This is a genomic window from Exiguobacterium sp. s123 (genome assembly GCF_018617075.1).
Classification (GTDB): domain Bacteria; phylum Bacillota; class Bacilli; order Exiguobacteriales; family Exiguobacteriaceae; genus Exiguobacterium; species Exiguobacterium profundum.
Window position 1 is genome coordinate 459,071 of record NZ_JACSJL010000002.1, and the last position, 12,769, is coordinate 471,839.

Sequence of the window (12,769 nt, forward strand, 5' to 3'; positions counted from 1 at the left end):
CCTTGTCCGCTCTTCATTATACAAAATTTCGACCAACGAGGTCAAAGAACTTCCTATGACAATTTCGAAAGAAAAACAGCCCGTTCTGAGACAGAACGAGCCATGCAATCATGAAATTAGAACTTCCCTTTTTTAAGGACGAGTCCGTATTTTTTCAATTCGATGAAGTGTTTGTTGTCAATGACTTTCTTCATGAATGAAGCGTTGCGACCGAAGATCTTTTTGCCCATCACGATTCCGATTCCATCGTTATGACCGAGTGAAGCAACTGTTCCTTTGCTCTCGTAAGTGAACTTCGAAGTCGATTTGCCATTGATAAGTGCCGCGATGTTTTTCGCAACGTTGTGCGCTTGTTGTGTCGCGATTTGTGCCGTCGGTGGGTATGGACGGTTCGATGCAGGGTCCATGACCGCTGAGCAGTCACCGATGATGAAGACGTTGTCGTGACCTGGTGCACGGTTGTCCGCTTCCACCATGACACGGTTACGGACCGCTTCAAATCCTGATTTTTCGATGATCGGGCTACCACTTACGCCACCTGTCCAGATGATCGTGTTGGCACGAATCGTTTCTGTCGTGTCACCTTGAAGTGGACCGAATGTCACCACACCTGGCTCGACACCTTTGATTCCGTTACCGAGTTTCATCTCGACACCGTTACGCTCCAACCATTTCTGTGCGTATGTCGTGAGTTCTGGGTCGAAACCAGGAAGAACTGTTGGTGCCGCTTCAATGTTGACGATGCGAACCGCTTCGCGTGGAACGTCATACTGTTTGCAAAGTTCAGGGATTCGGTTGACGATTTCACCGAGGAATTCGATTCCTGTAAATCCGGCACCACCGACAACGATCGTCACGAACGAGTTGTCTGAAGAACCGTTTGTTTTATATTGAGCGAATGAATATTCGATGTGCTCTTTGATTTTACGAACACTGTTCAACGAGCTGATTGTCATCGCATGTTCTTTCAAGCCTGGGATACCGAACGTTTCAGGTACACCGCCGAGACCGATGACGACATAGTCGTATTCGACGACAGAACCATCTTCAAGCGTGACTTGTTTGGCAGCAGTATCGACGCGATCGACGATCCCTTTGACAAGTTTCACACGTGACGGGTTCACAATATCGTTAATGTAGATGCGCGCTTGGTCTGGGTTCATCGTCCCAGCAGCTGGTTCGTGAAGCCATGTCGTTTGGTAGTGATAATCATGCTTGTTGATGAGCGTGATGTTCGCATCACCTGCAGCGAGTGTCTTTTGAAGGTTGACGGCTGTGATGAGTCCACCGAAGCCCGCACCAAGAATAACAATGTTAGGTCGTTTCATGTTCATTTCCACCTTGTTTAAAGTTTTGTTTTTTGAACAACTATGTTGTGTGTTTCTTCACATAGACGTTCACAATAAAGCCTATCCTTGTTCAACATCTGTTCACAATTGCTTCTGTTTCATTGTACGCTCTTTAAATTGAATTCTCAATGGAAAAGCTTATCTTCTTGAATTTTTTTTGAAAGTGTTGCATGTTTGTACTGAATGGATTTAATTCAATAAACTCTCTATAATAGATGTATACGCTTTGAGGAGGAATTCGATGAAGACGACGAAAGATGTAATCATCATCGGTGGCGGCCCGGTCGGACTGTTCACCGCATTTTATGCAGGCATGCGCCAACTCGATACGACGTTGATTGAAAGCTTACCGCAACTTGGTGGTCAGTTGTCAACGCTCTATCCTGAAAAATATATTTATGATATTGCCGGTTTCCCGAAAGTAAAAGCACAGGACTTGATCGATCAACTAAAAGCACAAGCTGACCAGTTCGAACAAGATTACCGTCTCGGTGAAACGGTGGAAACGGTGGAACGTCTCGAGGACGGCACGTTCGTATTGACAACAAATAAAGAAGAATATCATACGAAAGCCATCATTATCACGGCCGGAAACGGTGCCTTCTCGGCTCGTCCACTCGGGCTTGATGGCTGCGAAGATTACGCCAACCTTCATTACTTCGTCGACAACATGGAGAAATTCCGTGATCGCCGTGTCATGATTGCCGGCGGTGGCGATTCAGCCGTCGACTGGGCACTCATGCTTGAAGGAATCGCAAAAGAAGTCCACATCGTTCACCGTCGTGACCGCTTCCGTGCTCATGAACATACGGTAGAACAGATGAAGGCATCGACGATTAACGTCCTCACGCCCTATAACATCGAGTCACTGTCTGGTGAGACACACATCGAATCTGTCGAATTGACAGATAAGGATGGCGAATCAAAAATCGTTGAAATCGATGATTTGATTTGTAACTACGGATTCGTTTCATCGCTCGGTCCAATCAAGAACTGGGGAATGGAATTCGAGAAAAACACAATCCGTGTCGATTCACGTATGGAAACGACCGTTGCCGGCATCTTTGCTTGCGGTGATATCGCGACATACGAAGGGAAAGTAAAATTGATTGCGACCGGTTTCGGTGAAGCCCCAATCGCCATCAACCAAGTGAAACAGCTCGTGGATCCGACAGCTCGTCATCCGCAACACTCGACATCTGTATTTGCTGGGAAATAAACACTGAACCCCTGTCGCTCCCATGCACAGGGGTTCAGTTTTGTCTTGCAAGGGAGGTTAACATGAATATAGTCACAACAAATACAATTACCAATAAAATGCGCGATGAACTATACACGATCCATCAAGAGGTTTTTGGAGATATAAATCACTTTCATCAAAAGTTAATACGTAAAACAAATTTATTTTTTACTTTAGCGATTATTGACAACGAGATTCATGGCTACAAGATTGGCTATCCTCTCAATGAAGATTGTTTTTATAGTTGGATGGGAGCCGTCAAACCTGCTTCTCGTAATCTCGGTATCGCCTCACGGTTAATGGAGACACAGCACGAATGGGCTAAAAATCAAAACTATAAATCGATTGAAACAAAGACGATGAATCGTTGGCGACAAATGTTACTCTTAAATATTCGTCATGGTTTCGATGTCAAAGCAGTCAATATAGATAAAAATGGTCGCGAAAAAATCCTTTTGCGAAAACAGCTCAATGTTTAACAAAAAAGGTTATTTTTTGAGCGTCTGAACGATGACCCGGTCAATCCAGTCATCGAGTTGCGTAAACACAAATCCCGCCTTCTTCGCCTCAGCAATCGACATATAATAGTCGACATCCGAATCATACGGCGACGAGTCTCCATCTTTTATAATATGGACGGGTTTTCCGACGTGTTGACCGATTCGCTCCATTAAAGCACCCATGGAGATGAGCCCGTCACTTGCAGCGTTGAAAGGACCGGTCACGTTCGCACGTCCCACCCATTCTAAAAATGCTGCTGCTTCCGCACTCGAGATGAAGCCCATCTTTGCTTCCGGGTGATGCAAGACAACCGGTTCCTCGTTCCGGATTGCATCTACATAAAACTTCAATCGGTCTGTATAGTCATCCGGACCTAACACGATCGGTAATCGTACGGTCGCCACCGGGAAAGAGGCGCGATGGAAGAAGAATGATTCCGCCTCGCGTTTCCCTTGTCCGTAGTCATGTTCGGATTCAAGATGATATTCGTAATGGAGCGGATTGAAGTCGCTCTCTTTTAAATCAGGACCAGGTGCGTAGACCGACATCGTCGACGTGAGCACATATTTTCCGACTTTGTCCATGAACGCATCCGAGGCGATTTTTGCCTGATACGGAGTAAAACAAATGTTGTCATAGACGAGGTCGTACCGTTCGCGGGCCAAGTCTTTCATCGTCGCGACCGATTGCCGGTCTCCTTTGACAGACCGAATCCCTTCAGCTTCCGGTACCTGTAGTTGCCCCCTCGTCACAATCGTCACATCGTCCCCTGCTTCAGCAAGTCGCAATGCGAGCCGTTTTCCGAAATAGCGTGACCCTCCGAATATCAATACTTTTCTCATGACCCTGAATCCTCCCATTTGTAATGACGTCCCTACTCATTTTCCCTTCAAAGAAACAGACTAATCTACCACTTTTACGCGTATTCTTGCTATTCTAATAAGTAAAGACTTGTTAGGGGGCTCGAATATGCACCAAATCATGTTAGAAAAAGGTTGGACGTATGAACTACCACCACAGTATGCGATCTATCAGAGCTTATCTGATTTCAGTCGTTACTCTGTCCTCGACCAAGAGGAAGAGAGTGTCTGCTCATTCCGCATCACGAATGACACATGTACAATCACAGGCTTTCGGCCTTGGCAACATCACATCGAACTCGACGTAACTGCAAAAGTCATTCGGTTGATTTTGACAGAAGAAGAATAAGAACCGATCGCAATCGCGATCGGTTCTTTTTTAGCACTCCCCAGGCGTACCTGCATTCGTCGCTGTCCGGAAACTCGAACCGCAACCGCATGTTGCAATCGCATTTGGGTTTTTAATTGTGAAACCGCCACCGAGCATCGACTGCTTATAATCAATCTCGAGGCCATCAACGACCCCATGATCCACTTCCGCAACGATGACGCGGACACCATGATGGTCGAATTGAATGTCTTTGTCCGTCTTCTCCTCGTCGAAGCCCATCCCGTATGAAAGTCCTGTACATCCGCCACCTTGTACCTTCACTCGCAAGTATTGCGCATCCGGGCGTTCCGTCTGTTTCATCATCTCTAGCACTTGAAGTGCGGCTGACTCTGTTAAATGAATCATCTGAACTCCTCCTCATATATCTTCAATTCAAGTCAATTGACTTGTCATCTTGTGGATTATCTTGTATAACTAAACTGTAACAAAAAAAATTAAATCGTTCCATCTTCGGGGCAGGGTGAAATTCCCGACCGGCGGTATTGAAGAATATATTCTTCTCAGCCCGTGAGCGAGCAAGGCGTTGCTTGCTGATTTCGTGAGATTCGAAAGCCGACAGTATAGTCTGGATGGGAGAAGATGGCGGCATCCGACCGATATCCGGATGTTTTCTTTGACGTGGACTTTTCCACCTTGGAAAACATCTATTTCGTATGCGCGTAAACTCTCCCGATTGTCTTCATTGCAATCGGGTTTTTATATGCGACGGATGCCATTCATCGAGGAGCGACCTAAAGGAGAGATTCTGATGAAAACTACGCGCAACAAACGACTGACAACAATGGTGACTTTGGCGATGCTCGGGACGATCTCGTTCGTACTCATGCTATTTAACTTCCCGCTCCCATTTTTACCGCCATTCCTTAAAGTGGACTTTAGTGACATTCCTGCACTCATTGCCGGAATCGTCTTTTCCCCACTCGCAGGAGTCGTGGTCGTCGGTTTGAAAAACGTCTTGTACTACGTCTTTAACGGTGGCGGTGTTCCAGTCGGGGAAGTCGCAAACTTCTTCGCAGGTGTCGCATTCATGTACCCAGTTGCCTGGTTCTACCATAAGCGCAAGTCAAACAAAGCACTCGCTTCTGGATTACTTGCCGGTACAATCACAATGGCTCTCAGCCTCGCCATCTTAAACTATCTCGTCATCTTACCAGCCTACGCCTTCTTCTTCGGCATGGCAGACATGGCCGACCCGGCGGTGAAAACGGATCTTGTCCTTTACGGGATCTTACCGTTCAACTTGATTAAAGCGATCTTGATCAGCGCGCTCTTCGTCCCACTCTTCTTGAAATTGAAGCCGTGGATCGAACGTCAACGCGTACAACTTCAAGCATAATCAATATACGAGCATCTAGGCGTTGCCTAGGTGCTTTTTTCAACCATATTGTAAGGAGGGTCATTCATTATGACAGACGAACAGGATTTGGTTCATTTTCTAAAACAAGACGCCGAGCTCATAAAGCTTCTCCACGCCGTCGCCAACCTCGATTTACCGGATTGTTGGATTTGTGCGGGATATATTCGTTCAAAAGTCTGGGACCACCTTCACGGATACGAAACATCGACTAAAACAGATGATGTAGATGTGATTTATTTCGACCCAAACCAACCAGAGGAAGCAGTCGAAAAACAACTCGAAGAGCGATTATTCCGCCTCATCCCCGATGTACCTTGGTCTGTCAAAAATCAAGCGAGAATGCATCACGTCAACAACCTTCCACCCTATGCCTCATCGGTCGATGCGTTGGCACATTTTCCTGAGACCGTCACCGCGATCGGGGTACGTCTTCAATCGGATGGTTCCCTCATCCTCGCTGCCCCACACGGCATTCACGACTTGATCAACATGCACGTTATACCGACACCACTCTTTGATTCGAACTCTTCAAAGCATCCCATCTATCTGGAGCGGTTGCAGCAAAAGAACTGGTCCGCCAAGTGGCCAAACATCACCATACATACATCCTTCTCATACTAAAAAACGCAACCACCGAAGTGATCGCGTTTTCTTATACCGATTAAAGAAGAAGTCCAGCCAATGTAGCTGACATCAAGTTTGCAAGCGTACCTGCAAGAATCGCGAGAACACCCATGCGTGCGATGTCACCACGACGGTTTGGCGCCATACCACCAAGACCACCGAGAAGGATCGCGAGTGACGAGATGTTTGCGAAACCACAAAGTGCGAATGCAATCATCGCTTCTGAACGAGCTGACAAATCACCAGAACCGATGATTGGAGCAAACTCAGAGAAAGCAACGAATTCGTTCAAGACTAGTTTTTGACCGAGGAAGCTACCGAATTGTACAGCATCCGCCCATGGTACACCAATCACGAATGCAAGTGGCGCGAAGACGTAACCGAGAATCAATTCGAGTGACAAGCTATCAAATCCGAAGAGTCCACCAACTGAACCGAGGATCAAGTTGACGAGCGCAATCAATGAAACGAATGCAAGAAGCATCGCACCGACGTTCAAGGCAAGGAAGAGACCGTCAGAAGCACCACGTGCCGCTGCATCGACGAAGTTCGCCGCTCTGTCTTCTTCATCTTCTACAATCTCGATGTCGTCATCGTACTCTTCTGTTTCTGGTACGATGATTTTCGCGAATAAAAGACCTGCTGGCGCTGCCATGAAGCTCGCTGCGAGCAAGTATTCGAGTGGTACACCGAGTGCTGCATAACCTGCAAGTACAGATCCGGCAACCGATGCGAGTCCACCGACCATGACTGCGAAGAGCTCAGACTGTGTCATTGTAGGAAGGTACGGCTTGATGACAAGCGGTGCTTCCGTTTGACCGACGAAAATGTTCGCTGTTGCTGAAAGTGACTCTTTACGTGACGTACCAAGTGCTTTCGCAAGGGCAGTACCGAGGATACGGATGACCCACTGCATGACGCCGAGGTAGTAAAGCAATGCGATTAATGATGACATGAAGATGATAATCGGAAGGACTTGGAATGCGAAAACGAAGTTGTCGCCACCGACTGCTGTTCCGAATACGAAGGCAATCCCGTCACCCGCTGTGTTCAAGACAGCTTGAACCCCATTTGAGATCCATTCAAGCGCCTTACGTCCCCATGCCGTATATAAGACGAGGAATGCAAATGCGAATTGAACAGCGAACGCTGCCAAGACCGTGCGCCATTTGATGGCTTTACGGTTGGTAGAGAAGATGTAAGCGATTGCAATTAGTGCCAAAATACCAACCACACTCATGATTTTCATTGATGTTGTGCTCCTTTCATATTAAACAAACCAATTATATGTGTCATACCCGAAAAGAGATGTGCCCTACCGTTTGAAACGCTTTCTTTTTATCGTTGTTAAACGTCAGACAACCTACATTCGAACCTCTTAGAATATAACATCCCTCTTTTTAAAATGCAACGGGGGAAATAAAAAAGTTTGAGGTCATCCCTCAAACTTTTTACCATGCCATCTCTTCGATTTTTTCATACACCTTCGTCACGAGCTCTTCTGGCGTCTCACCCGTCACGACTTCCCCGTCAACGAGGCAAAAGAGATCGAGGGAACAGACACCACAATAGCCTGTACAGCCGTATTCGACCACATCAAGGTCCGGATCGGATTCTAATTTAGCCCGGGCAATTTGTGAGCCCATCGCCAAATTCGAGGCACAAAATTCGATGATTGGATTCATCATATATGTCACCGTCTTTCTTTACGTGAATTATCGGAAAATGGTTCTTCTACGGCAGATTATAACATGATACAGTTGAAGAGTAACAAAGGGGGATTATTATGCGCAAATTAGTCGTCTTAGGAGGCGGTTACGGGGGAATGCGTGTGATTGAAAGAGTGCTTGGACATCAGTTACAAGACATCTCGGTCACGCTCGTCGATCGCTTGCCTTATCATGGATTGAAAACAGAGTATTACGCACTGGCCGCAGGAACGGTCTCGGACCGCGATATTCGAATCGACTTTCCGGATGAAATCGATTACATATACGGACAGGTCACGGACATCGACACCGAAGACAAAATGGTCCTGCTCGCGAGTGGAGAAAAAGTGCCCTACGACGACCTTGTCATCGGATTAGGGTGCGAAGACAAATATCACAATGTCCAAGGGGCCGCCGAGTTCACGTACAGTATTCAAACACTTGAAGAGTCACGTAAGACACAACAAGCAATCAATGGTCTACGACCAGGGTCGGTCGTTTCTGTCGTCGGTGCCGGGCTGTCCGGTGTCGAACTCGCCAGCGAACTTCGTGAGAGCCGACCTGATTTGACGGTCCGTTTATTCGACCGCGGACCATCCGTCCTGTCTTTCTTATCTAATCGTGTTTCGATGTACGTACAATCTTGGTTCGAGGAGCACGGCGTCGAAGTCATTAACAATGCCAACATCACACGTGTCGATGCTGACGGACTATGGAACCACGAAGACTTGTTCCCATCTGATTTGACCGTATGGACGGCCGGGATTCAACCGGTCGCTGTTGTACGGAACCAAGGTTGGGAGCTCGATGGAGGCGGACGTGTCAAATTGACGGAACATCACTTCGTTCCTGGACTGCCGGACGTGTTTGTCGTTGGTGACAATGCGAGCTTACCGTACGCACCGTCCGGACAACTCGCCGAAGCCCAAGCCGAACAGATTGTCCAAGTCTTGCTTTGCAAATGGAAAGGCGTCAATTATCCAGAATTACCCGACATCAAACTGAAAGGGACGCTCGGTTCCCTTGGGAAGAAGGCAGGCTTTGGGGTGTTTATGGGGAAACAATCACTCACTGGGAAAGTAGCCCGACTATTAAAATCAGGTATCCTTTGGAAACATAAAGTCATTAAATGAGTATATTGCGAACGAGCCTCCATGGCTGGTTCGCTTTTTTGATTTGTTCATCTGTAATTTCCATTCATTTCTCTTACAATTGAGCCAAAAGTCTTGTATCTGAATCCCCTGTATCCTTATCTAAATATTCAGATATTTAATGCCATTGGCGTATTCTACACGTTGGCAAAACTTGTTACTCTATGGTCACGGCAGTTGGACATCCCGTCATCTTGCCTACATACCTTAAAGGAGGAAACAAGTTGAAAAAAATCTGTAGCTCCGTCCTCGCCTCATTGCTCGTCTTGTCAACCGTACCTGGGGGCGCGGATGCCGCCCCAAATAAAGAGAAAGAACGCGTCATCGTCGTCTTCAAGAAGTCGGCAAAGAAAATCCCCCTTTCCATCGATGGCATGGAAGTTCGCCAACAGTACGCGAACATTCCAGCCGCCGCACTCGAAGTACCAAAAGCCGCATTGAACGGCTTGAAAAACAATCCACACGTCGCACATGTGGAAGTGGATCAAACGGTACAGATTGAGAATCAAACACAAGACTGGGGAATCCCCAAACTAAAAGCTCCTTCATCTTGGCAAAGCGGATTCACTGGGAAAGGTGTCAAAGTATCCGTCGTTGACACAGGAATCTCGGCCCATCCTGATTTAACAATCGCTGGCGGTGCCTCATTCAGCACGGTCACGAGTTCGTATGCCGATGACAACGGTCACGGTACTCATGTTGCTGGGATCATCGGTGCACGGAACAACAGCATCGGAACGGTCGGGATTGCACACGAAGCAAGCATTTACGCCGTCAAAGCACTTGAGGCGAACGGAAGTGGTAGCTTATCGAGCATCATCGCCGGGATTGACTGGTCGATCACAAATGATATGGATATCATCAACTTGAGCCTCGGGACGACGAGTCCATCGACGACGCTCCAACAAGTCGTCGATCGTGCCAACAACGCGGGCATCCTTGTCGTCGCGGCAGCGGGTAACAACGGTCGTACCGATGGGTCGGGTGACCTCGTCAACTATCCGGCTCGTTACAGTTCGGCAATCGCTGTCGCTGCAACCGATATCAACAACAACCGCGCCTCGTTCTCGGCGACAGGAAGTACTGTCGAAGTGGCAGCACCTGGTGTCGGCATCAACTCGACCCTCTCAAATGGGGGCTACGGCCAAATGAGCGGAACATCGATGGCGACACCTTATGTGGCGGGTAACCTCGCGCTCATGAAGCAAGCCTTCCCTACGCTATCGAGCACACAACTCCGTACAAAATTGTCACAAGATTCCATCGACCTCGGTGTAGCGGGTCGTGACACATGGTTCGGGAACGGACTTGTCCAAGCCCCTACTGCTGGTGGTACGACGCAACCTGTCCAAGCACTCACGACGACAGTCTCGACATCGAAGTCATCGTACTATGCGGGTGAAGTCGTCTCGATTTTTTCGTCCGTACGTAATTCGAATGGTCAAGCGGTCGCAAACGCCGATGTTCGTGTGACGGTCACACAACCGAACGGTACTACGCTTGTCGGTACAGGCAAGACGAATTCATCAGGAGCCATCACATTCACACTCTCGACGAATTCTTGGTCACAACGCGGTACGTATCAAGTGAAGTCTGATGCGACGCTTAGCGGCTACACGGCTGGTTCAGCGACGTCATCGTTCCAGCTTCTCTAAACGAAAAAGTCGAGCGCATCGCTCGACCTTGTCGATCGACGAATCAAGTCGTGTCATGCGACCTGGTTCGTTTTTTTTATAGTTTGCCTACTTATAATCGTTGCGCGGTATCCATCAGCTGTGTCGAAGACGTCGCAATCTGGGTCGTGGCACGCTTGAGTTCGGCTATTGATTCCACAATCTCATCGATATCACCGGCAAGACTCCCCATCTGCCCGTCAGCATGCTCCGAATCACCCGAAATTTGGAGGAAGGCATCCGTCACTTCATTGATCCGTCCCATCGTCTGCTTCATCTCTTGCTCGGTCGATAAGACGCGGCTCGAAGTCTCTTCCATCTGGTTCGTGAGACGCTTCACCAAATCCTCCACCTCTTCTGCCGCTTGTTTCGATTGACTCGCGAGCGTCCGTACCTCGGAAGCGACGACTTGGAATCCTTTCCCTTGCTCGCCTGCCCGTGCTGCTTCAATCGCGGCATTCAAGCTAAGTAGGTTCGTCTGGTTGGCAATTTGTTTGACCGAATCCGCAATCGTCATGATCTCGTTCATCAATCTTTCGAGCGCCTTGATTTCCTGAGCTGAATCGGAGAGGTCACGCGCGATTTCATCAAGGCGTCCCGCCTCCGACAAAATCGTGTCTTTCCCACTCACTGAAGAGTGAAGTACCGTCCGTAGCTTTGTCTGCGTGAGTGAACTTGAATGCTTCATATCATCTGCCCGCTCATTCATCGACTGAAAACTAGCCATGACTTCTTGTGAGAGGGCGGCCAAATCTTCACTCGCCTGCTGAATCGTTTGACTGATTTCATCTTTCACGTGTTGCATCTGGTCACGAACGACGTCTGCTTCATCGTCAAACATCTCGAGCACGATTTGTTGCTCGAAGTTAAAGATTTTCGAGACGGCCATCATCAACCTCATTTTCGAGTCCGCATCGAGCTGCTCATGTTGAATCGATAAGACGAGCGTCTCGAATATTTTTTGGAAGGCTGCCATATACCACTTCCCTTTTAGACCGATCAGATAATGACGTTTGGCGATGGCGAGACGTCGATCAATATATGCTTCATTCAACTTTCCTTCAAACATTTCCATAATATGATTGGAGAGAGTCAATTTTAATTTGTCCGAAGACGAATGTTGCCGAATCAAATCTTTCATCTCGTCAATCTTTTCGAGCTCTTCATAAAACACATCAACTAACTGAGGTGTCAGTTGACGTAATTCCTGTTGATACGCACGTAAATAAGCTAAATCCTCACGTTCGAGACGAATCAACTGACGTTGTCGTTCCAACCCACTTGGTAAATCAATCAGCAAGTGCTCCATTTGGGACGAGGTGTCTAAATGGATCGGCATATTTCGTTTTCGGGCAAACATTGAACAGTCCTCCTTCAGTAATGGATTCATTTTAATTTTCAAAGTATTATAAATGTTATACAAGTTATGTTCAGCTTAGCCCGGTAGACAAAAGTTGTAAAATCTTTTTCTGAATTATAGGTAAACAAAAAACGAACCTTGCTATCGCATGGTTCGTCCACTTGCTCACTATTTTATATGATTGACGGATCCTTGTTTCGCCTCAATTGCCGCATACACTTTTCGTAACTGAACGACCCCTTCGTCAATCACTTCTCCGTCGAGCAAGACGAGCGGATAAAACCATTCATCGTCTTTAAGCGCCTGGGCAAACTCGTCCTCACTCTGTTCGAAATCGATATACTCGAAAGAAAAGGACTGCTCCGGATACTTGCGTCCGAGCGCACTTTGCAACCACTCATACGTCTCGGTCGAACTCGGTGCACCGACACAACTAGCACATTGAACCTCTGCCCCATAAACCGTGATTTTCATATTCATTCCCCCTCGAAACCATTATACAGAAATCTTCCCCACTCCCGATGACGAAACGCTCAGCGTAAATGATTGAGAAA

At 47.5% G+C, this 12,769-nt stretch carries 14 protein-coding genes and 1 riboswitch; of the genes, 7 read left to right on the forward strand and 7 right to left on the reverse strand.

Features of this window, described 5'->3' with window-relative positions; translation table 11 throughout:
* Positions 1–116: 116 nt before the first annotated feature.
* Positions 117–1,328 (reverse strand): NAD(P)/FAD-dependent oxidoreductase, encoded by a 1,212-nt coding sequence (locus tag KNO72_RS06185; protein WP_012726820.1) that lies wholly within the window; start codon positions 1,326–1,328, stop codon positions 117–119.
* Between the two features lie 262 nt (positions 1,329–1,590).
* On the opposite strand from KNO72_RS06185, the gene KNO72_RS06190 reads away from it, so the two are divergent.
* Both KNO72_RS06190 and KNO72_RS06195 read left to right on the forward strand, forming a co-directional pair.
* On the forward strand, positions 1,591–2,568 hold the full coding sequence (locus KNO72_RS06190; protein WP_012726821.1) for an NAD(P)/FAD-dependent oxidoreductase: 978 nt from the start codon (positions 1,591–1,593) through the stop codon (positions 2,566–2,568).
* Between the two features lie 62 nt (positions 2,569–2,630).
* Positions 2,631–3,068 carry a GNAT family N-acetyltransferase gene (locus tag KNO72_RS06195; RefSeq protein ID WP_078147247.1) on the forward strand — a complete coding sequence of 146 codons (438 nt, stop codon included), beginning with the start codon at positions 2,631–2,633 and terminating at the stop codon, positions 3,066–3,068.
* 9 nt (positions 3,069–3,077) lie between these two features.
* Here the strand turns inward: KNO72_RS06195 and KNO72_RS06200 are convergent, their stop codons facing one another.
* Complete coding sequence (locus KNO72_RS06200; RefSeq protein WP_214757521.1) at positions 3,078–3,932, reverse strand: NAD-dependent epimerase/dehydratase family protein; 855 nt, start codon at positions 3,930–3,932, stop codon at positions 3,078–3,080.
* A gap of 127 nt (positions 3,933–4,059) precedes the next feature.
* On the opposite strand from KNO72_RS06200, the gene KNO72_RS06205 reads away from it, so the two are divergent.
* Complete coding sequence (locus tag KNO72_RS06205) at positions 4,060–4,299, forward strand: hypothetical protein (protein ID WP_047795133.1); 240 nt, start codon at positions 4,060–4,062, stop codon at positions 4,297–4,299.
* Positions 4,300–4,329: 30 nt separating this feature from the next.
* Here KNO72_RS06205 and KNO72_RS06210 read toward each other — a convergent pair whose 3' ends face one another.
* Positions 4,330–4,686 carry a HesB/IscA family protein gene (locus tag KNO72_RS06210; RefSeq protein WP_074036395.1) on the reverse strand — a complete coding sequence of 119 codons (357 nt, stop codon included), beginning with the start codon at positions 4,684–4,686 and terminating at the stop codon, positions 4,330–4,332.
* A 97-nt stretch (positions 4,687–4,783) separates the two neighbouring features.
* Positions 4,784–4,926, forward strand: a riboswitch (FMN riboswitch).
* Positions 4,927–5,089: 163 nt separating this feature from the next.
* Here KNO72_RS06210 and KNO72_RS06215 point away from each other — a divergent pair.
* Both KNO72_RS06215 and KNO72_RS06220 read left to right on the forward strand, forming a co-directional pair.
* Entirely contained in the window at positions 5,090–5,677 is a 588-nt protein-coding gene (locus KNO72_RS06215) for an ECF transporter S component (RefSeq protein ID WP_012726825.1), read from the forward strand.
* 69 nt (positions 5,678–5,746) lie between these two features.
* Positions 5,747–6,319: a nucleotidyltransferase family protein gene (locus tag KNO72_RS06220; protein ID WP_214757523.1), complete on the forward strand. Its 573-nt coding sequence runs from the start codon at positions 5,747–5,749 to the stop codon at positions 6,317–6,319.
* A gap of 40 nt (positions 6,320–6,359) precedes the next feature.
* Here the strand turns inward: KNO72_RS06220 and KNO72_RS06225 are convergent, their stop codons facing one another.
* Positions 6,360–7,571 carry a NupC/NupG family nucleoside CNT transporter gene (locus tag KNO72_RS06225; RefSeq protein ID WP_078147251.1) on the reverse strand — a complete coding sequence of 404 codons (1,212 nt, stop codon included), beginning with the start codon at positions 7,569–7,571 and terminating at the stop codon, positions 6,360–6,362.
* A 202-nt stretch (positions 7,572–7,773) separates the two neighbouring features.
* Entirely contained in the window at positions 7,774–8,010 is a 237-nt protein-coding gene (locus tag KNO72_RS06230; protein WP_012726828.1) for a YuzB family protein, read from the reverse strand.
* A 98-nt stretch (positions 8,011–8,108) separates the two neighbouring features.
* Between KNO72_RS06230 and KNO72_RS06235 the strand changes: the two genes are divergently transcribed.
* The gene (locus tag KNO72_RS06235) at positions 8,109–9,164 is read left to right on the forward strand and encodes an NAD(P)/FAD-dependent oxidoreductase (protein ID WP_012726829.1); all 1,056 of its coding nucleotides are present in this window, start codon (positions 8,109–8,111) and stop codon (positions 9,162–9,164) included.
* A 242-nt stretch (positions 9,165–9,406) separates the two neighbouring features.
* A complete protein-coding gene (locus KNO72_RS06240; RefSeq protein ID WP_214730446.1) occupies positions 9,407–10,837 on the forward strand; it encodes a S8 family serine peptidase in 1,431 nt (476 codons plus the stop codon).
* A gap of 91 nt (positions 10,838–10,928) precedes the next feature.
* Here the strand turns inward: KNO72_RS06240 and KNO72_RS06245 are convergent, their stop codons facing one another.
* Together KNO72_RS06245 and KNO72_RS06250 are read right to left on the reverse strand one after the other, a co-directional pair.
* The gene (locus KNO72_RS06245) at positions 10,929–12,215 is read right to left on the reverse strand and encodes a globin-coupled sensor protein (RefSeq protein ID WP_214683917.1); all 1,287 of its coding nucleotides are present in this window, start codon (positions 12,213–12,215) and stop codon (positions 10,929–10,931) included.
* Between the two features lie 168 nt (positions 12,216–12,383).
* Complete coding sequence (locus KNO72_RS06250; protein WP_214683915.1) at positions 12,384–12,689, reverse strand: YuzD family protein; 306 nt, start codon at positions 12,687–12,689, stop codon at positions 12,384–12,386.
* Between the last annotated feature and the right edge of the window lie 80 nt (positions 12,690–12,769).